This is a genomic window from Lysinibacillus sp. EB271-A1-10B, from assembly GCF_058791335.1.
Genome location: NZ_JBYTDL010000010.1, coordinates 32,515 through 53,582, shown reverse-complemented (window position 1 = coordinate 53,582; position 21,068 = coordinate 32,515). Strand labels below are relative to the sequence as shown.

The 21,068-nt window shown below is 37.2% G+C and carries 15 protein-coding genes and 2 pseudogenes; 14 read left to right on the top strand and 3 right to left on the bottom strand.

What is annotated here, in order from left to right; genetic code table 11:
* The first annotated feature begins 6 nt into the window (after positions 1-6).
* From nikB to AC3WSK_RS14450, 4 genes are read left to right on the top strand one after another with little or no spacing between them, the layout of a single operon-like run.
* The gene (gene nikB, locus AC3WSK_RS14465; protein WP_492414189.1) at positions 7-990 is read left to right on the top strand and encodes a nickel ABC transporter permease; all 984 of its coding nucleotides are present in this window, start codon (positions 7-9) and stop codon (positions 988-990) included.
* Positions 987-1,796 (top strand): ABC transporter permease subunit, encoded by an 810-nt coding sequence (locus AC3WSK_RS14460; protein WP_240518195.1) that lies wholly within the window; start codon positions 987-989, stop codon positions 1,794-1,796. The genes nikB and AC3WSK_RS14460 overlap by 4 nt, the downstream gene beginning before the upstream one ends.
* An 11-nt stretch (positions 1,797-1,807) precedes the next feature.
* On the top strand, positions 1,808-2,584 hold the full coding sequence (locus AC3WSK_RS14455) for an ABC transporter ATP-binding protein (protein WP_079560137.1): 777 nt from the start codon (positions 1,808-1,810) through the stop codon (positions 2,582-2,584).
* Between the two features lie 12 nt (positions 2,585-2,596).
* Positions 2,597-3,394, top strand: a complete 798-nt coding sequence (locus tag AC3WSK_RS14450; RefSeq protein WP_079560138.1) for an ABC transporter ATP-binding protein — start codon at positions 2,597-2,599, stop codon at positions 3,392-3,394.
* Positions 3,395-3,461: 67 nt separating this feature from the next.
* On the opposite strand, the pseudogene AC3WSK_RS14445 reads toward AC3WSK_RS14450, so the two are convergent.
* A pseudogene (locus tag AC3WSK_RS14445) lies at positions 3,462-4,016 on the bottom strand (delta-aminolevulinic acid dehydratase).
* A 313-nt stretch (positions 4,017-4,329) separates the two neighbouring features.
* Here AC3WSK_RS14445 and AC3WSK_RS14440 point away from each other — a divergent pair.
* Together AC3WSK_RS14440 and AC3WSK_RS14435 are read left to right on the top strand one after the other, a co-directional pair.
* Positions 4,330-6,009: a methyl-accepting chemotaxis protein gene (locus AC3WSK_RS14440; RefSeq protein WP_427484467.1), complete on the top strand. Its 1,680-nt coding sequence runs from the start codon at positions 4,330-4,332 to the stop codon at positions 6,007-6,009.
* 277 nt (positions 6,010-6,286) lie between these two features.
* The gene (locus AC3WSK_RS14435) at positions 6,287-8,245 is read left to right on the top strand and encodes a methyl-accepting chemotaxis protein (protein ID WP_492414158.1); all 1,959 of its coding nucleotides are present in this window, start codon (positions 6,287-6,289) and stop codon (positions 8,243-8,245) included.
* 427 nt (positions 8,246-8,672) lie between these two features.
* On the opposite strand, the pseudogene AC3WSK_RS14430 reads toward AC3WSK_RS14435, so the two are convergent.
* Positions 8,673-8,867, bottom strand: a pseudogene (locus AC3WSK_RS14430) (transposase); the annotation flags it as partial.
* A gap of 302 nt (positions 8,868-9,169) precedes the next feature.
* Between AC3WSK_RS14430 and AC3WSK_RS14425 the strand changes: the two are divergent.
* The gene (locus tag AC3WSK_RS14425) at positions 9,170-11,131 is read left to right on the top strand and encodes a methyl-accepting chemotaxis protein (RefSeq protein ID WP_079560141.1); all 1,962 of its coding nucleotides are present in this window, start codon (positions 9,170-9,172) and stop codon (positions 11,129-11,131) included.
* A 54-nt stretch (positions 11,132-11,185) separates the two neighbouring features.
* Here the strand turns inward: AC3WSK_RS14425 and AC3WSK_RS14420 are convergent, their stop codons facing one another.
* Entirely contained in the window at positions 11,186-12,580 is a 1,395-nt protein-coding gene (locus tag AC3WSK_RS14420; protein WP_492414157.1) for an alanine/glycine:cation symporter family protein, read from the bottom strand.
* A 704-nt stretch (positions 12,581-13,284) separates the two neighbouring features.
* Between AC3WSK_RS14420 and AC3WSK_RS14415 the strand changes: the two genes are divergently transcribed.
* From AC3WSK_RS14415 to AC3WSK_RS14385, 7 genes are all read left to right on the top strand, one after another.
* Positions 13,285-13,983, top strand: coding sequence for an aspartate/glutamate racemase family protein (locus AC3WSK_RS14415; RefSeq protein WP_492414156.1), 699 nt, complete (start codon positions 13,285-13,287; stop codon positions 13,981-13,983).
* Between the two features lies 1 nt (position 13,984).
* Positions 13,985-15,022 carry a DmpA family aminopeptidase gene (locus AC3WSK_RS14410; RefSeq protein ID WP_427484471.1) on the top strand — a complete coding sequence of 346 codons (1,038 nt, stop codon included), beginning with the start codon at positions 13,985-13,987 and terminating at the stop codon, positions 15,020-15,022.
* Positions 15,003-15,968 (top strand): hypothetical protein, encoded by a 966-nt coding sequence (locus AC3WSK_RS14405; protein WP_079560145.1) that lies wholly within the window; start codon positions 15,003-15,005, stop codon positions 15,966-15,968. The genes AC3WSK_RS14410 and AC3WSK_RS14405 overlap by 20 nt, the downstream gene beginning before the upstream one ends.
* Positions 15,969-16,480: 512 nt before the next feature.
* Entirely contained in the window at positions 16,481-17,173 is a 693-nt protein-coding gene (locus tag AC3WSK_RS14400; RefSeq protein WP_427484473.1) for a M15 family metallopeptidase, read from the top strand.
* A complete protein-coding gene (locus AC3WSK_RS14395; RefSeq protein WP_079560146.1) occupies positions 17,170-17,964 on the top strand; it encodes a M55 family metallopeptidase in 795 nt (264 codons plus the stop codon). Before AC3WSK_RS14400 ends, AC3WSK_RS14395 begins: the two co-directional genes overlap by 4 nt.
* A gap of 23 nt (positions 17,965-17,987) precedes the next feature.
* Positions 17,988-19,055 carry a dipeptide epimerase gene (locus tag AC3WSK_RS14390; RefSeq protein ID WP_492414155.1) on the top strand — a complete coding sequence of 356 codons (1,068 nt, stop codon included), beginning with the start codon at positions 17,988-17,990 and terminating at the stop codon, positions 19,053-19,055.
* Positions 19,056-19,234: 179 nt separating this feature from the next.
* Entirely contained in the window at positions 19,235-21,058 is a 1,824-nt protein-coding gene (locus AC3WSK_RS14385; RefSeq protein WP_492414188.1) for a peptide ABC transporter substrate-binding protein, read from the top strand.
* The last annotated feature ends 10 nt before the right edge of the window (positions 21,059-21,068 follow it).

The following is a 21,068-nucleotide window of genomic DNA, read 5'->3' as shown; positions in this document are numbered from 1 at the left end:
TGCACTATGAAGACTTGGGAAGTGATGAAAGAAATGTACGAATCAACTTGGCTTTTTTGTCTAAAACGAGTGATTACATTACCATTTGTTTTGCTAGGGGTTTCGATAATGACCTTTTTATTTATTCGTTTTGTTCCAGTAGATCCAGCGGAGGTCATACTTAGACTGTCAGGAGTCGCCCCGACAGCAGAAGCAATACAGGCGCTACGATCGGAATTAGGCACTGATCAACCTTTGTCTATTCAATATTTTATATGGCTAAAAGGTGTGTTGTACTTCGATTTTGGTACATCATTTGTGAGTAAATTACCCGTTGCTCAAGAAATATTAGAGAAACTACCGGCAACTTTTGAATTAGCCCTAGCTGCATTTGTATGTATTATTTGCTTTAGTATTCCTCTAGGTATTATAAGTGCTCTTTATAAAAATTCCGTATTTGATAAGATAGTTGGCTTATTATCTATTATCAGTGTATCCATCCCAACTTTTTGGTTAGGCTTTTTTCTTTTATACTTATTCAGTTTGAAGCTAGGCATTTTCCCGACAAATGGTAAAGGGACTATTTTACATATGATTTTACCAGCCGTGGCTTTGGCATTACCAACTACTGGATTGTTTGTTCAAGCAATTCGTACAAGTGTCATAGAAGAATTACAAAAATATTATGTTCAGTATGCATATTTAAGAGGTTTAAAAAAAACTGTTATTCTCAGTCGACATGTCTTCAAAAATGCAGCTATACCGTTGACGACGATGCTTGGCATGACACTTGGAAATTTATTAGGCGGGGCAGTTATTGTAGAGCAAGTATTTAGCTGGCCAGGGTTAGGTCGCTACTTAATAGAATCAATTATTAATAGGGATTATCCTGTTGTGCAATGTTATGTTCTAATAATTGCTATCATCTATGTTTTTGCTAATTTATGTACTGATATATTGCATCGAGTTCTTGACCCTCGGCTAAATGGAGAGGGGGGGAGAGTAGAGTGATTATATTACACAAAAATTTAAATGGTAAACAACTGACTAGTATAACACTTCTCACATTTATTGGGATATTGGGGCTTTTTGCGCCGTTTATCATGCCGCATGATCCTTTTTTGGTAGACGTCTCTAAAAAGTTTTTAGAACCTTCATGGGCATATCCTCTCGGCACAGATCATTTAGGGCGATGTATACTTTCACGTATACTGTTAGGCATTCGCTATTCTTTGGGATCAGCTTTATTTATTCAATTAGTAGCAACCTTTTTCGCTATTTGGATAGGGGCAATAGTGGCTTTTAAAAGGGGGATAATTGATTTTTTATTTATTCGAATCTGTGATATTTTATTAGCTTTCCCTACGCTTGTTCTTGCTTTTGGACTTATAGGTATTTTGGGTCCAAGCTTAAGAAATCTATTATTGGCACTTATTTTTACTCAAACTATTTATTATTCAAGAATTTTAAGAGGCTTATTTATAAGCGTTCACGCAAAAGAATTTATAAAAGCTGCTAAAATTAGTGGAACCTCAGGAGTTAAGCTAATCCAACGCCATTTCGTGCCAAATATTATGGCACCGATGCTGACTATTATTTCTTTAGATTTAGGAAAAGTCATTCTAGAAATTGCTGGCTTCTCATTTATTGGATTAGGTGTTCAAGCTCCTACTCCTGAGTGGGGAATGATGATAAGTGAAGGTAAACAGTATATTCGACAACATCCTGAACTTATGCTTTATCCAGGTGTAGCAATAATCATTGTAGTTCTATTATTTAACCTCATATCTCGTCATAACAAGCAAGTTAATCATTGAAAGGAATAGTTATGGAAAGAAAAATCTTATTACAAGTCAAAGATTTAAATGTACAAATAGGAGAACAGGAAATCCTATCTTCTATTAATTTAACTGCAAATAAAGGACGCATATTAGGTATTATCGGTGAAAGTGGTAGTGGTAAGTCGATGTTATGTCAAGCAATTATGCAATCTATTCCAGCTGAAGCAAAATCGACGGGTCAAATTTTATATCAAGATATTGATTTAACATCTGTAACAAAAGAAAGATTGCGAGATTACCGAGGAAGGCACATGTCGATGATTACACAAAATCCTTTGGCAGCTTTTGATAGTATTCAAACAATAGAAATGCATTTTAGGGAAACATTAAAAGCACATTACGTCTTACATAAAAAAGAAATAAGACAGATAGCTATTTCCTCTATGAATAAAGTAAATTTACCTAATCCGGAAAAACTTTTGCAATATTATCCTTTCCAATTAAGTGGAGGGATGTTACAACGTGTAATGATTGCTCTTTCGTTTGCGATGCAACCTAAATTATATATAGCCGATGAGCCTACAACAGCTCTTGATACAGTCAATCAAAAGAAAATATTATCATTGTTCAATCAAATTCGAAATGACACCGATGCAGCGATTATTATCGTCACACATGATCTTGGTGTTATTGCTGAACTTGCTGATGAAGTTGCTGTTATGTATAAGGGAGAACTTATCGAGCAGGCGAATGTCTTTGATTTTTTTGACGCGCCACAGCATTGGTATACAAAGAAACTTTTACAATCGAGAATCGATTTTTAGAGGAGGTAGTAAATGGCTCTATTAGAGGTGATGAATGTAGAGAAGTACTATCATCAGAGACAGTCATTTATACAAAAAAACCTAGAAATACCTGTATTACAACAAGTCACATTTTCACTTCAGGAAGGCGAATGCTTAGGAGTAGTCGGCCAAAGTGGCTCAGGAAAAAGTACTTTAGCTCGGATCATTTTGGGCATAGAGAATCCAACGAGTGGGATTGTACGATTTAATAATGTGAATCTATATCAAGCTAGCTCTAAAGAAAAGAAGGGGATTCGAAGAGATTTACAAGCTGTTTTTCAAAATAGCTTTAACTCCTTTAATCCAAAGCAAACTATTGCAGAGATAATAGAAGAACCACTTCTTAATTTCGAGAATTTTTCCAAAAGCGAAAGGCAACGTAAGGTCGAGGAGCTACTGAACTGTGTCGAGTTAGAAAGCAATATGGCAAATAAATATCCTTCACAGCTTAGTGGAGGTCAACAGCAACGCGTAAATATTGCGAGAGCAATTGCTATAAACCCAAAATTAATTGTGTTAGATGAGGCTATCAGTAGCCTTGATATGATATTGCAGAAAAATATATTGCAACTACTTCAATCACTACAAAAGCAACTGAAGTTATCTTATATTTTTATTTCTCATGATTTAAATGTAACACGCTTTATATCAGATAGAATACTAGTGATGCATAAAGGCCGACTTGTTGAGGAAATACACAAGGGCGATCCATTTAAACACCCCGCTTCACTCGAACTATTCAACGCTATTCTGCCTTTGCATCCCCGGGACAGACAAAAAACTTGTTAGCCTAAGGGATGATTTAAATAAATAAAAAATCGTAGCCAATTTTATAGCTACGATTTTTTGCTGTTAACTATGCAAAATAAAGCTGATACATCGAAGTCTCATCGTCAATAGATTTTGCGATTTCAAAGGCTTCTTGCTGTGTGCGCTCATTAGCAATGATTTCATACATAAATCTTATGAGAAACATTAAATTGTACTACCATCTATGTAATCATCCGGGGCCAAATAGGATTGACAACCGCTTTTTAAGAATGCAGTAGCTAGCTGCTTTTCACCTAAAGTACAGCCAGAGGCAATAACTTTCACATCTTTTAATGTACAGTAATTTAAGATCTCTTGTGGACCGAAATATTCACCTCTCGGTTCATTTAACTCATAAAAATCCTCACCTAGCTCTGTCATGCAAAAACGTCCTTCATCCCCATGGAAATTTAACATTAAATAATCTATTCGATCGTCTAAATCTTCCCCTGACAAAACATCAATTAAATCATTGAGTCTTCCAATTAAATGAAGAGTCACTCGTGCACCAAATGACTCAAGTAACAGAGCGTATTGCAAGCGATTCGATATCAGTTTCAGAGCCTACTACTAAACTAACGAATAAATTTGGTTTACTCATTTTCTACTATTCTCCTTTATTTTGGTTGCTGGTAGTTTACCTTAATTTTAGAAATTATTCCAACCAACGACGTGAACCCACAATGTGAAAGCTAGTTCGTAACCAACATCGTGTAATTGCTACCGCCATGTTTGCACTACGCCTTTTAATAGCCATAATAAATTTACAGAAGTCAATACCTTTGGAGATGTGTTTAAATTTTGTAAAAAATTAGTGTTGATTTATGATAAAAGACGCACTTCTTATGGGCTGAAAGATATGATTAGGCTATACTCAAGAGGATTAATGTTACTAGTAGAATAGAGGGAGTCGTATGAAATCAACGGTAGAACGAAAACTGCAATTTGCTTTTGGTATAGTTTTAGTATTTCTATTACTAATTACTAGTATTGCCATATACTTTTTAAATGATAATAAACATACACTTGCGGAAATCGAAAAAAATACGGAACTAATGAATTTGTATAATGATATTTCCTTTCAAACAGTTCGTGCAAATGCTGCCATTCGAGGGTATATGTTATATGGTAAAGAAGATATGCTCAACAATCATCAGGAAATACGAGAAACATTACATAAATCTATTCAGCGTATTGAAGAACTCGAACATAAAAATAAGGACTTTGAACAGTTTTTAAAGCAATTAGAAGCATGGGAAAAGCCTATAGATGAACAAATTGTACCGCTTTTTCAAAGTGGTGAAAAACAGCAAGCCCAGCAGTTGGCATTACCGGTTTTAGGGAAAGGCTCTCTAAAGCTTGTTGAGTTTGGGAAAACGATGGCAACTGCTCAGCAGGACGAAATGCAAGCGCGTATAGAGGCTACTAAGCAAAAAGGCGACAGAAGTGGCAAAGAGATTGCTGTACTAGCAATAGTCTCCTTACTTATAAGCATTATTATTGCGACAGTTTTTGGGCGAAGAGTAGCAAAAAATATTCAGCAAACAGTAGTAGAAATGGACAAATTCTCAACTGGCAATCTACAAACGCACCTGCAATTTAAAACAAAAGATGAGTTTGCCCAACTGGCAGCTTCATTTAATTCGATGTCAGAAAAGCTTCAACATACGATGAAGCAAGTTGGTAATTCGGCTGAACAGGTAGCAGCAACATCCGAGCAGCTCACAGCGAGTAGTATGGAAGTAACACAGGCAACAGAAGTTGTCTCAGAATCGATTCAAGATATTGCACATGGTATTGAAGAACAGGATACATTAACAGGTGATGTACGAAACTTATCCTCGCACATTTTGAAAAAGATGGATGATATATCAACGAATATTGATCATGTTAACAATGCAACTGTAGAAACTAAAAATATGGCTAGCATAGGGCGTTCCTCAGTTCGTAATGTCATTGAACAGATGAATGACATTACGAATAATACAGAAGAGCTAAGTACACGTGTTAAAGACTTAGATGAAAATACAGAAGCGATTGTCTCAGCAGTCAATGTTATTAAAAATATTGCTACCCAAACAAATCTATTGGCGATTAACGCCTCTATAGAAGCGGCGCGCAGTGGTGAGCATGGTAAGGGCTTTGCTGTAGTGGCAGAAGAGGTACGGAAGCTAGCAGATGAATCGAATCTAGCAGCGGTAGATATTGAAAAGGTTGTTTTGCAAATTACTGAAGATACAAGAATTATCGAGGAAGATATGATCAGTAGTAATGATTCAGTATTGGTTGGTCGTGAGAAAGTAAATGTGGCAAGAGATAATTTCATTCAAATTGACGATGCCATTAATGATGTGCAAGCTCAAACCGAATCAGTTACAGAGGCTATTCGAATAATCCATCAAGATATTGAAAAACTTGTAAAAGAAATTGACTACATTAGTGAAGTATCCATGAAATCGAGTAGCAATGTTCAAAGTGTTGCAGCATCCTCTGAGGAACAAAATGCGGCGATGGAAGAAGTAGCGGCTGCCTCTACACATTTGGCAAAAATGGCGATTGACTTGCAAGAATCCATTCAGACATTTAAGTACTAACACAAGAACCCCTATGAATCTCATAAAGGTTGATTCTTAGGGGTTCTATGTTTAGTGGATAGTGGCGGGGAGAGCTCGAATTATGTCGAGAAAATCAAAAAAATGAAATAAGGTCTTTGAAATTAAGTATTTCGTCCGATAAAAATAAAAGAAGGAAATTTATTCGATATGAGAAGGGGAGGTTGTGTGCTGGGGAATTCTTTGAATCTAAAAAGAAACCACGAAATGAGACAAAATACATTTTAAGAACTAGGAAAGACAAAAGGAGAGCTGTTGCATGAAACGATTATTTGGAAGCTTTAAAGGTAAGCTCTACACATTATTTGCTCTTATCTTACTAATACCAGTTATTTCTGTAGGTAGCTTATCGTATCTTTCAGCAAAAAATTCGATAAAAAAAGAAATACTTGTTAGTACGGATGAAAGTGTAGAAATTTTAAATACGTTAATTGATAAAACCATTAGTGAAAAAACAAATGACATCAATGTGTTTAGCGAAATAGATTCTTCTAAGTATGAACAGCAGGGGGCAGCGGTACAAACAAAATTTCAACAATACATAAAGCTACATCCGGATGTTCTGAGCATTTATCTTGGAACAAATGAGGGCGCATTATTTGTAGAACCAAAATCGAATAGCTCTGATTACAATCCTTTAGAAAGAGATTGGTATAAAGAAGCTACAGCTTTGAAGGGAGAAGTTTTAATTACGAATCCTTATAAAGATGTAGCTACTGGAGATATGGTCGTAACAGTTGCTCGTCAGGTACAAGATCAATCTGGGGTAGTGGCAATTGATATAAAATTGACAAACCTTCAAAAAATTTCGGACTCTATTAATATTGGAAAAAATGGATATTCTTCTATTTTTGATGAAAACAAGAGTGTCATTTCACACCCAACTATAGAACCCGGTAGCGAATTAAACGAAAGCTTCCTCGACAAAATGTATGACAGTAAATCTGGCACGTATGATTATGTCTTTGACGGTGATGACCGTATTATGTTCTTTACAACGAATGAACTGACAAACTGGAAAATTACAGGAACAATTTTTGCAAAGGAAATTGACGAATCAGCATCACCCATTTTGGAAAAAACGTTTCTTGTACTAATTGCTGCGATTGTAATCAGTTCGATTGTATTCTTTTTTGTTATGAAGGCAATTATCAAACCGATTAGATTACTAAAGGATAGTGCAGTAACCATTAGTAAAGGTGATTTAACAGAGAAAGTGATAATCACTTCTCATGACGAGATTGGACAGCTAGGACAAGCCTTTAACGATATGCAAGACAGTTTAAGAACTCTTATTCAAAAAATCGAACAAAATGCTGAAGAGGTAGCTTCGTCGGCAGAAGAGCTAACTGCCAATGCCACTCAAACGAGCATAGCGACAGAAAAGGTGGCCATTTCAATTCAAGATGTTGCGTCGAGCGCAGACACGCAAACGAAGAGTGCCAATAAAAATGCAGAATCGTTACAGGAACTTTCTAAGGCCATTCTTCATATCGCGGAAATCTCTTCTACTGTGACGGATCTTTCACAGCATGCAACGCTACAGGCAGACGAAGGTGGACAGGCAGTCCGAAATACAAAAGATCAAATGCAATCTATTCATGTATCGGTGACCGATTCCAACACGAAAATTCAATCGTTACATGAACGCTCTCAGCAAATTACGTCCATATTAGATGTAATTACAAGCATTGCAGACCAAACGAACTTACTTGCTCTCAATGCTGCGATTGAGGCAGCAAGAGCAGGGGAGCACGGAAAAGGCTTTGCAGTTGTTGCTGATGAAGTAAGAAAGCTGGCGGAGCAATCACAGAAATCTGCACAACAAATTTTCGAGTTAATCCATGGTATCCAGTTAGAAACAGAACAATCCGTAAACATCATGGCAAAAGTAACTGAGGATGTACAAAATGGGTTACATGTATCAGATGAAGCCATCACGAAGTTCCAAGTGATTATGTCAAGTATGGATGCGATTACTCCTAAAATGGAAGAGGTATCTTCTGCCTCAGAACAAATGTCAGCAAGTGTACAAGAGGTGACTGCTGTAACAGAAGATTTGGCATTCTCAGCAAAAGGAAATGCAGCTGCCTCAGAGGATGTTGCAGCGTCTACAGAGGAACAATTAGCTTCGATGGAAGAAATAAATGCTTCTGCACAAGCGCTTGCTCATATGGCAGACGAGTTAAAACAGCTCATTAGCCAATTTAAATATTAATAGACATACGAAAAAATGCCATTTCTCTTTTGAGGGATGGCATTTTTAAAAAAATATTGTGTCAATGAGTTTAAGGTTTCATTTTAAATAAAGTATGGCTCTTCGGCAAAATGAATGGGCGCTTTCTTGAGTCCTTAGTTAATAGTAAGAGGTTGTTTTTCCGATAAAACAGGATTTTGTTTCGATAAATCTTTAAAGTATTCATATAAAAACGAACTAAAGCGGCTTTCGCGATATTGTCTTGTAGCTATAGAAAATATTCGCAAAGATTCCCTTAAGTATTTTGTTTTTCAACACTAATAACCGAGAATGGGACTTAACTAATTGATAGAGAAGAAAAAGAGAAATCGAATAACATCGATTTCTCTTTTTTATTGATGGACCAAGTCATTCTATAATCTTTACCTTATATAATAATGGAAGTGTATTTCCGGAAATTTAATGGCATCAATACAAAGCCTAATTCGTTTTCAACCTTTTATTAACCACGGACAGAAACACGGACAGAAAATCGAATGAAACGAAAATTAGTCTTTAAGAATCCAAAAACAGGTTCTACATTGATTTTTCGTTGTCGATAGATGGCACCTGTTTTTTCTTCTGAAAGCTTATATTCTTTTTGTTCTTCCCGCTTTTATGTTTTGTGCGACAGCAACACAGTTTTATCTGTGCGAAAGCGAAGCGACAGCAACATGGTTTTATCTGTGCGAAAGCGAAGCGACAGCAACAATTATGCCAAGGCTAAATCAAAAAAATGAAAAAAGGGGTTTGAAATTAAGTATTTCGTCCGATAAAAACATTGGGTGATATTTCATCGTTAAAAGAAGGGAAGCGGCATTCTTTCCGAGCCTAAACCATCGAGTAGTAAAAGAAACACAAAAATACATAGCTCAAGAATTTTGAAGACTAAAGGAGAACTGTTGCATGAAAAAATTATTTAGAAGCTTTAAGGGTAAGCTCTACACATTATTTGCTCTTATCTTACTAATACCAGTTATTTCTGTAGGAAGCTTATCGTATCTTTCAGCAAAAAATTCGATAAAAGAAGAAATACTTTTTAGTGCGGATGAAAGTGTTAAAATTTTGAATACATTAATTGATAGTGCTATTAGCACAAAAATAAATGAAGTCGCTACCTTTAGCGAGGAAATAAATTCTTCTAAGTACGAACAGAAGGAAACTAAAATACTACCAAATTTTCAAGAATATATGAAGCTAAGTCCAGATGTTTTAAGCATTTATGTTGGAACAAATGACGGAGAAGTATTTGTAGAACCAAAATCGAATAGCGCTGATTATAATCCTTTGGAAAGGGATTGGTATAAAGAGGCTACGGCATTAAAAGGCGAAACTTTAATTACGAATCCTTACATAGATGCAGGGACTGGAGAAATGGTCGTAACAGTTGCTCAACAGCTAAAAGATCAATCTGGGGTAGTGGCAATTGATTTAAAATTGACAGACATTCAAAAACTTGCGAACTCTATAAAAATAGGGAAAAAGGGATATCCCTCTATTTTTGGTGAAAATAACTTGGTCATTTCACATCCTACATTAGAAGCAGGTAAGGAATTAAATGAGAGCTTCCTTAATCAAATGTATGACAGTAAATCTGGCACGTATGATTATGTCTTTGACGGTGATGACCGTATTATGTTCTTTACAACGAATGAACTGACAGATTGGAAAATCACAGGGACAATTTTTGCAAAGGAAATTGATGAATCAGCATCACCCATTTTGGAAAAAACGTTTCTTGTACTAATTGCTGCGATTGTAATCAGTTCGATTGTATTCTTTTTTGTTATGAAGGCAATTATAAAACCAATTGGATTACTAAAGGATAGTGCAGTAACTATTAGTAAAGGTGATTTAACAGAGAAAGTGACAATCACTTCTCATGACGAGATTGGACAGCTAGGACAAGCCTTTAACGATATGCAAGACAGTTTAAGAACCCTTATCCAAAAAATTGAACAAAATGCTGAAGAGGTAGCTTCGTCGGCAGAAGAGCTAACAGCCAATGCCACTCAAACAAGCACTGCGACTGAAAAGGTGGCCATTTCGATTCAAGATGTTGCGTCGAGCGCAGACACGCAAACGACGAGTGCTAATAAGAATGCAGAATCGTTACAGGAACTTTCTAAGGCCATTCTTCATATCGCGGAGATCTCTTCTACTGTGACGGATCTTTCACAGCATGCAACGCTACAGGCAGACGAAGGTGGACAGGCAGTCCGAAATACAAAAGATCAAATGCAATCTATTCATGTATCGGTGACCGATTCCAACACGAAAATTCAATCGTTACATGAACGCTCTCAGCAAATTACGTCCATTTTAGATGTGATTACAAGCATTGCTGATCAAACGAACTTACTTGCTCTCAATGCAGCTATTGAGGCAGCAAGAGCAGGAGAGCACGGAAAAGGCTTTGCAGTTGTTGCTGATGAAGTTAGAAAGCTTGCGGAGCAATCGCAGGAATCTGCAAAGCAAATTTTCGGCCTAATCAATGGTATTCAATTAGAAACAGAACAATCCGTAAACATCATGGCAAAGGTTACGGAGGATGTTCAAAATGGACTACAAGTATCGGATGAAGCCATCACTAAATTCCAAATGATTAAAACGAGCATGGATAAAATTACTCCTAAAATGGAAGAGGTATCTTCTGCCTCTGAACAAATGTCAGCAGGTGTACAAGAGGTGACTGCTGTAACGGAAGATTTGGCATTCTCAGCAAAAGGAAATGCAGCTGCCTCAGAGGATGTTGCAGCGTCTACAGAGGAACAATTAGCTTCGATGGAAGAAATTAATGCTTCTGCACAAGCGCTTGCTCATATGGCAGACGAGCTAAAGCAGCTAATTAGTCAATTTAAATATTAATTTAAACATAACAAAAAACGCCATTCCGTTTGAGGAATGGCGTTTTTGTATAGATTATCGATCTTCTTCCCAGCAATCAGTATTTTTCAATGTTGGGATTGATTTTGCATAAAATACAGGATTTTTGCCTGCATTGCGTTGCATTGTAAAGTCGTCTAACACTTGGAAGGCAATTTTACCAAGTAACAAGATGATCGTAATATTGATGATAGCCATTAGTCCCATGAATAGGTCTGCTAAGTTCCAAACAAGCTCTACTTGCGCAAGAGAACCAAACATCACCATAGCAAGAACTAAAATACGGTAGACAAACATCCAACCTTTATGAGCATTCATAAACTCAATATTAGATTCACCGTAATAGTAATTTCCAACGATCGAACTAAAGGCAAAGAAAATAATAGAAATTGCAATAAAGTAAGGAGCCCATCCACCTACATGTACAGCTAAGGAATTTTGTGTAAGAATAATTCCATTACTTTCACCAGTATTATATAGACCCGCTAAAATAATGATAAATGCTGTTGCAGAACAAATCATAATTGTATCAAAAAATACACCTAAACTTTGCACTAACCCTTGCTTCGCAGGATGTGAGGTATTAGCTGTAGCTGCGGCATTAGGGACACTACCCATACCGGCTTCATTAGAAAATAAGCCACGGCGTACACCTTGCATAATAGCAGCACCAATCGCACCACCAGCAGCTTCCTGAAGACCAAACGCTTCTGTGAAAATCAGTTTGAAAACGGCAGGTATTTCAGTCAGATTCGTTACAATAACAAATAGAGCTACAGCTAAATAGAAAACTGCCATCACGGGTACAAGTACTTGCGTAACTTTTACGATTCTATGTACGCCACCAAAAATAATCATGGCCGTTAACACAACTAGAATAATACCAATGATAGTAGGATTAATATTAAATGCCTCACCTACAGAAGTTGCAATCGTATTCGATTGTACCGCATTAAATATAAAGCCAAAGCTTAACGTTAAAAGAATACCAAAAATAACCCCTAATTTACGTTGGCCTAACGCTTTTTCCATATAATAGGCTGGTCCACCGCGGAACGTATCGCCATCCTTTACTTTGTACACCTGTGCAAGCGTACTTTCAATAAAGGCAGTCGCCATTCCTAAGATGGCAATAATCCACATCCAAAATACTGCTCCAGGTCCACCTACACCGATGGCTAATGCAACACCTGTAATATTCCCAGTACCTACACGTGAGGCTGCGCTAATCGTAAAGGCTTGGAACGGAGAAACACCTGAATCTCCCTCTCTTTTCTCCACTATTAAACGAAACATTTCAGGGAAAAGTCGAATTTGGACAAATTTTGTGCCAAATGAAAAATACAATCCAGCAGCTATTAACAATGTGATAATGCAATATGTCCATAAAATATTATTAGTATCACCTACAATATTCGATAACCATTCCATTTGCTTTCCTCCAATCTCAATACGCTTTAGTCTACACTGTTTTTTTGCAATATATCCACTTTTTGAAAATACAGAATTGTATTAATTTTTTTGTGCGACGCAATATTTTTACAATATTTGATATATATATCCCTAGATGTTGATTAGTATTACTTTTTTGTTTTCTGGGTTTCCATTTATTGTGTTATTGATTTTGAATGGTTTAATTGGCTTTTCATATTCTCTATTAACTTCTTTCAGTAGAGATCTCTACCTCTATAGGTGGTGAGAAGAATACGGATTTAATCTACTTTTCAATAGGTGTACAACATACGCTGAAATAGAGGAACTCAGTCTAAGAACGCCACGTCCTGTGGTAAGGCATAATTGATTTGAGTATAAAGATGCTAGTTACTTTTTTATTAGTATTAATATTGTTGTTACCTCTATCCCCATCCTATTAATTAGATAGTTACGCTCTTAAAAAGAAAAGCGGTAGAAATGGAGGAAGGAGAATACAAACAGCAAAATTTTTGAAAATTCCCTTATTTATTGTGGCTTTTTAGTATAATAATAAAATCATAGCCTTATTAACAAAAGTAGGGTATAGCATTTGTTGAAACCGAGTCGATTAGAGTGAAGACTGAGGCCGCAAAAAAGGCGCTAGTCGAGCGGAAATCAACATGATGTTTCGGGTAATCAGACAAATTAAAGGGGGAATTTGTATGAAAACTATTGGCATGATTGGTGGTATGAGCTGGGAGTCTTCTGCTGAGTATTACCGTCTTATAAATCAAGAGGTAAAGACACAATTAGGAGGCTTACATTCAGCCAAATGTATTTTGTATAGTGTAGATTTTCAAGAAATTGAGCATTACCAAGCTAAGGGAGATTGGGAGAAGGCTGGGCAAGTGTTGGGAGAAGCAGCTCAATCTCTAGAGAGTGCAGAGGCAGATTTTATTATCATTTGTACAAATACAATGCACAAAGTTATAGATATCGTTGCCGCAAAAATCCAAATACCGATTTTACATATAGCGGATGCGACAGCAAATCAAATAGAAAAAGCTAGTTTACAGAAAGTTGCCCTTCTTGGGACAAAGTACACGATGGAACAAGATTTCTATAAAGCTAGAGTAGAGGGATTTGGTATTGAAGTGATTGTTCCACTTGCTGACGAGCGTACTGAGGTCAATCGTATCATCTATGAGGAATTATGTTTGGGCCAAATTGAACAAACATCGAAGGAATATTATTTACATGTAATTGAAAACCTTGTGCAGTCGGGAGCACAAGGAATTATATTAGGCTGTACAGAGATTGGATTACTTATTAAACAGGAAGATCTGGAAGTACCAGTTTTTGATACAGCAATTCTTCATGCAATGGCTGCTGCAAATATGGCGATTCATAAGGGGGAGTAAAATGAAAGTACGAGATAGGGGAATCGTTATTGGAACAATACCCACTGGTGAGAAAAATTGTATTACCGATGTAGCTGGCGTGCATGTAGGTCATGTAACGCTCGATGAGAAGTTGAATCAAGACGGCGCTTATGCCTGTACAGGAGTAACAGCGATTTTACCGCATAATGGCAATTTATTTCAGCAAAAGGTTACTGCTGCAAGCTATGTGATAAATGGTTTTGGGAAAACGACAGGGCTCGTTCAAGTGAATGAACTAGGGGTTATTGAATCACCAATTATGCTAACGAATACATTTGGCGTTCCAGCTGTAACACAAGGAACGTTACAATTTATGCTAGATTCGAATAGTGAAATAGGTCATTCAACAGGAACAATTAATATCGTAGTCGGGGAATGTAACGATAGCTATTTAAACTCTATCCGAGAATGTCCTATCACACCGGAGCATGCTGTGGAAGCAATCCGCAACGCATCAAATGAAACAGCAAAGGAAGGGGCAGTTGGTGCAGGAAAAGGAATGATGTGCTTTGGCTATAAAGGTGGGATTGGCTCATCTTCCCGAACTGTGACGCATGAGTCAACGAACTATACGGTAGGATGTATGGTCCTTAGTAATTTCGGGCAAAGCTCAGAGTTTCAAGCACATCGATATATTGCTTCGAACGGTCAAAGTGAATCGACATTATCTCCGACAGATGGTTCCATTATCATCGTACTTGCCACGGATGCGCCGCTTAGTAGTCGTCAACTGACACGTGTCATTAAACGCTGTAGTATCGGATTAGGGCGTACAGGCAGTCATTTTTCACATGGTAGCGGAGATATAGTTATTGGCTTTACAACAGCCCATCATATCGCTCATCTATCAGATCAGCTCGTCGAAACACGTACACAACTACGTGAGGATCATCCTATTATGAATCAATTATTTGCAGCTGCTACAGAAGCAACAGAGGAAGCCATTTTAAATTCACTATCACAGGCACAGACTACAATTGGTCGACATGGACATAAAGTTGAAGCTTATCAATTCTAGCTTTATGAATGATGGAATGCCGTTAGATGAACAAGTGGAACATATTAATTTCAGCCCTTTGCTACCAAATGAGAAACAACTGCAAAAAATCTATAATTTTTCATTGCGTCCGGAAACAAAAGACAATCGCAGTTCTATTTACTTCTACGCAAAACTTCAAAATGGACTTATTCGAGTAAAACAATTTTTTTATGATTGGGCTTTCCCTTTTATTTATGCTGATACAAATTTGGTAAAACAGGGTAATCCTTTTATCATTAATAATAGAGTAGGCTTTATTGGAATTGATTATAAAAATAACAAGGCTTTAAGCTATTCTGTAGGATTTACAACGATAGAGATATCCGTTTTTGAAGGTGATGCCACTGACGAAGAGTTACTAGAATTTCTTGCGAATTTAATGGAAATAAACCGTGATTTATCAAAAAAATTTTTTGCTACTGTAAGTTATACAGCTAGATATGATCGAGGGAAATGGGGGGAAGATGAAGTAACGAGAGTAGAATGGTTTACTTCAGAAAGAATGAATTCTTTCTCCGAGACATTATTAGATTATAAGTTAGATTCGATTGGAATTGGTAAAGAAATAAATGAAGTCCAATTACTTTATCGACAGAAGGAAAATCTTACAGATGGATGTTGGATTTCAATAGCGCCGCAATCTCTTGAACAAGACTTACCAAAAACTGTAGGGAGAAATATCGGAATTCGTCAAAAATGGAGATTTAGATTATTGAAGATATCATATGAAAATAGAAAAATTGAAGTATATTACGGAGTTCAAGAAACTAAATATCCAGCAAGATGGTTCTGGTTTAACTTTGATAATAAAACTATTCAATGTCATATTCGTTCTTCTGTATATGAAACTTCATCTTTAGTGCGCGAAATATTAATAAAAATACTATTTACTTGGCCATTAGACCGTTTAGTAATTTCGAAATAATTAGAAGAGTTTACCTCCGTTTTGATTAATATCAAAATGGAGGTTTTTTTATAACTAATTACTAAGGCTCATCACAACAGGTGGATGTCATTTCATAAAACGTATGCCATTTATATAAGCTAATTTCCGTTCCATTGCATGCCCCCCAGGAAAGCGCCCAGTTAGAACGGAAATCAACCTCACGTTATGGTTGAGAAATCCTTGAAGAGGCTTAAATTGGTCATTTTTTATTATATTTCGGTAATCTTCTACCCTATCCACGAATAAAATTCCTAAAAAGGTGATAAAACATCACCTTTCGACTGCTCGCATCAATGATTTGGCGCATCTTGTTAAAAAAGCAGAGAATAGCTATAACTCTGTAAGATTTCTTTTTTTATCTAGTCAATAAATTTAAGGTGTGATACATTCGATAAAACTGAATTATCTAAAAATTTTATCGAAACCTGAAATTGGAGGTGTGAACTATACATGACCCCATCCTTCAACCCATTGAGGTAAATAAAACTTCAATGAGGGAATCAACACCAGCAATTTGTGAAAATGGCGAGCCAATCATTCGAATTGGAGAAGAACATTCAAGAATTTTTATTGAGCCAATGTACTATCATCAAAAAATACCAAATAGTTTACAAGCTTTTTATTTACGTCAAGGTGTATATGACCGATTAATAGAAGCGTTATTATTATTACCTGAAAATTTTAGTCTGATCTTATATGATGGCTATCGTCCATTCCAAGTGCAGCAATTTTTGTTTGCGAATTTTTCAAAGCAAATAGCCCAGCTTTTTCCCCATTTTTCTGAGCAAAAGGTTGTAAAAGAAACGCGTAAGTATGTTGCGTTTCCAAGCATTGATCAAGCTCATCTTGTTCCGCATTTAACAGGTGGAGCGATTGATCTAACACTAGGAGATTTAGAGGGGAATGCGTTAAATTTAGGTTCAGCATTTGATGAAATCAGTGAAAAGTCTGCAACACGCTATTTTGAACAACATCCAAAGGAAGATTGGGAAGCATGTGTTCATCGACGTCTTCTGTATAACTGTATGACCATGGTTGGGTTTACGAATTATTCAGAGGAATGGTGGCATTACGATCTTAACAATGTTTCATGGGCAAGACGTGTTGGTGCAAAAGAAGCTAGCTATGGAGCTGTGGAAGCAATGATCCAAGACAATAAAGTAAAGGAGTTTCGATTTCTATGAAGGTCTATATTAGTGCAGATATTGAAGGGATTACTGGTACAACAGCTTGGAGTGAGACGGAGCTAAACGCGCCAGATTATCAGTTTTTCCAAAAGCAAATGACAAGGGAAGTGGAAGCCGCTATAGAGGGGGCTATTCGTGGTGGAGCAACTGAAATATTACTAAAGGATGCCCATGATTCGGCACGTAATCTTGATATTTCTAATTTACCAGTAAATTGCAAGATTATACGAGGTTGGACGTATGACCCGATGTGTATGGTTGCAGGACTTGAAAAGAGCTTTGATCGCGCGATTTTTATTGGGTACCACAGTAAAGGGGGAAGTGCGCGTAATCCTTTGGCACATACGCTTTGTGTTTTTGCGGATGTAAAAATTAATGGGGAGTATGCGAGTGAATTTTTAATTAATACGTACGCGGCTGCTTTACATGGTGTTCCTGTTTCATTTGTTAGTGGAGATGTGGGGTTAACAGAGGAAATTCAATCAATCAATAATCATATCCTCACATTTGCTACAAAAGAAGGGATCGGAAATGCGACTATTAGTGTCAGCCCGCAGCTGACGATTAAAGAAACGAAACGACTTGTTGAGGACTCAATGAAAGTTCCTCGGGAAGATTTGAAAGTACCATTACCGGAGCGCTTTGTAGTGGAAATCATTTATCGTGATCATACGCGTGCATATCGAAACTCGTTCTATCCGAATGCTACGTTTAAACCACATAATACAGTGGAATTCGTAACGGATAATTTTTATGAGGTGCTTCGAATATTACAATTCTTAACATAAGCAACGTAAAGGTAGGTGAATGGATGAAAATAAAAAATATTATCGTAGGGAAAGTTAAAGCACCGCTTATAACACCGTTTAAAACAGCTTTAAGAACAGTGCACAGCATTCACAATATTGCCGTCTATGTTCACACTGATGATGGGCAAATAGGCATCGGTGAAGCTGCACCAACTGCAGCCATTACTGGTGAAACACTAGGGTCCATTTCGCACGCTATAGAGGAGTATATCAAGCCAGCCATTATCGGGATGGATATTGAAGAATTGACAGCAATTATGGAGCGAATAGACAGCAGTATTTATCAAAACACCAGTGCGAAAGCTGCCGTAGATATTGCGATTTATGATTTATTGGCGAAACACTATCATACACCGCTGTATAAATTACTAGGGGGCTACCGGAAAGAATTAATTACAGATATTACGATAAGTGTAAATGATTCTGAAGAAATGGTGAAGGACAGTATAGCTGCTGTTCAGCGAGGTTTTCAAATTTTAAAAATCAAGGTGGGGAAAGATCCAGAAGGTGATGTAAAGCGGGTTATTGCTATTCGTGATGCAGTTGGACACGCCATAACATTACGAGTGGACGCGAATCAGGGCTGGACACCGAAGCAGGCTGTACAAATTATTGGCGCACTTGAAGATGCAGGGACGAATGTTGAATTGGTTGAGCAGCCTGTTCATTGCCACGATCTAGTAGGAATGCAATTCGTGACGGCTAATACATTGACGAACATTTTGGCGGATGAAAGTGTTTTCTCTGCAAAAGATGCCTATACAATTATTGAAAAGCGAGCTGCCGATTTGATTAATATTAAGCTCATGAAAACGGGAGGCATATATCAAGCACAGAAAATTTGCCACATTGCGGAGGCAAACGACATACCATGCATGATTGGCTGTATGCTAGAGACAAAAATTAGCGTAAGTGCTGCTGCACATTTTGCCGCATCACAGAAAAATATCACGATGATAGATTTAGATGGACCTAGTTTATGTGTGAAAGATCCTATTGCCGGGGGTCCAATATTTGAAAATGATCGAATTAGGATGACGGATGCGGTTGGGGTAGGATTTTCAATGTAGCTTCATCAGTGGAAGTGTTTCACCCTCCACTGATGAACAAAACGGGCTTTTACGGGTAGTTAACCTCCCCACTTATATATCTTGAAGTGGGAGTCTTGTACTTGACGATTTCGCTTACGGTACATATAAATCGCTACCCGTTTATGCGAGATAAAAAGATTGCTAGGGGGATGCTTATGATGAAAAGGTATTGGTTGCTTTTCGCGTGTCTAGTTGTAATGCTTTGTGCAGCCTGTAGTGACGATTCTTCAAGTGAAAAAAAATCAGAGTATCGGGTTGTTTATTCTGGGGAAATAAAGACGCTAAATTACTTAAAGACCTCTGAAACGAATGAGTTTGCTGTAGCAGCGAACTTAGTGGATGGATTAATTGAGTATGATAAGTATGGTGTTGTGCAACCGGGCTTAGCGAAAGAATGGTCATCAAATGACGATGCTACTGTTTGGACGTTCAAGCTTCGTGACGATGCAAAATGGGTTACACATGACGGTAAAGAGTATGCGGATGTTGTTGCTCAAGATTTCGTAGATGGCTTGCATTATGTACTTGATGCAAAAAATGAATCATCGACAGCTTGGATTGCAACGGTCGTGAAAAATGGGGAGGCCTTCTATAACGGGGATATGACTGACTTTACGAAGGTAGGCATTAAGGCGATAGATAAGCAAACAGTGGAATATACTTTAGAAACGCCTACACCTTATTTCCTGTCTATGTTGAACTATGTCTGCTTCTTCCCAGTTAACGGTAAGTTTATAGAAGAAAAAGGTGATAGTTTTGGTACAACTCGTGAAAATTTCCTTTATAACGGATCGTTTATTTTAGATAAATTTGAACCGCAAAATGAGCGAGTACTTGTGAAAAATGATAAGTATTGGGATAAAGACAATGTACTGATTGATCGTATTCGCTATAAATACAATAAAGAAGCGGCTACAGTAGCACCAGAATTATTTTTACGAGGAGAAATCGATTCAGCGAGTATTCCAACTTCTATTATTGATGAGTGGTTTAAAGACGAAAAGAAAAAAACACAAATCCGTCAAACACAGAATAACTTCTATACGTACTTCTTTGCATTAAATTTTAATCCGCAGTTTGATGCAGAATACGAGCCTGAAAATTGGAAGAAAGCGGTCAATAATAAAGATTTCCGAAAATCATTGTTCCATGCGCTTGACCGCGAATCTGCGATGCTAACGTTAGAACCTTATAATCCAAAAGATTTACTGAGCAACACAATTACGCCTAAAAACTTTGTCAACGTAGAGGGAGCTGACTATACACAATTAGAACCATTAGCTAATCTAGCAAACAATGACTCCTTTAATAAAGAAAAGGCATTGGAATATAAAGAAAAAGCGAAAAAAGCGCTAGAAGGGAACGTAACTTTCCCCGTAAAAGTGTTAATGCCTTATAACTCTGGTAGTCCAGATTGGGCAAATCGTTCACAAGTCGTTGAACAGCAGATTGAAAAATTATTAGGTACTGATTATGTAGACGTTATTGTAGAGGCCGGACCATCAACAGGCTTTTTAGCAGAGGTTCGTAAACCTGGTAAATTTGCATTCCTTGAAGCTAACTGGGGTCCAGACTATGCTGATCCATCAACGTATACAGATCCATTCACTGCAGACGGTACTTATAATAAACCGGAGCTAGCTGAAGGTTATACAGAAGCAAACGGAAAAACAAAATATCAAAACTTAGTGGACGAAGCAAAAGCGACGATCGATACAGCAAAACGTTACGAGCTGTTTGCGAAAGCGGAAGCGTTCTTAATTGATGAGGCATTTGTCATTCCTTATTCAGTAGGAGGAAGTGGCTATGTTGCTTCTAAATTAAATCCATTCGAGGCTCAATATTCCCCATTTGGTGTGACTGCCGAGAAATTTAAAGGTCAGCGAGTTTTAGAAAAACCAATGAGTAACGAGGAGTTTAAAGAAGCTTTAGCGAAGTGGGAGCAAGAAAGAGCGGATGCGTTAGCTAATGCGGCGAAATAATTGAAAATTC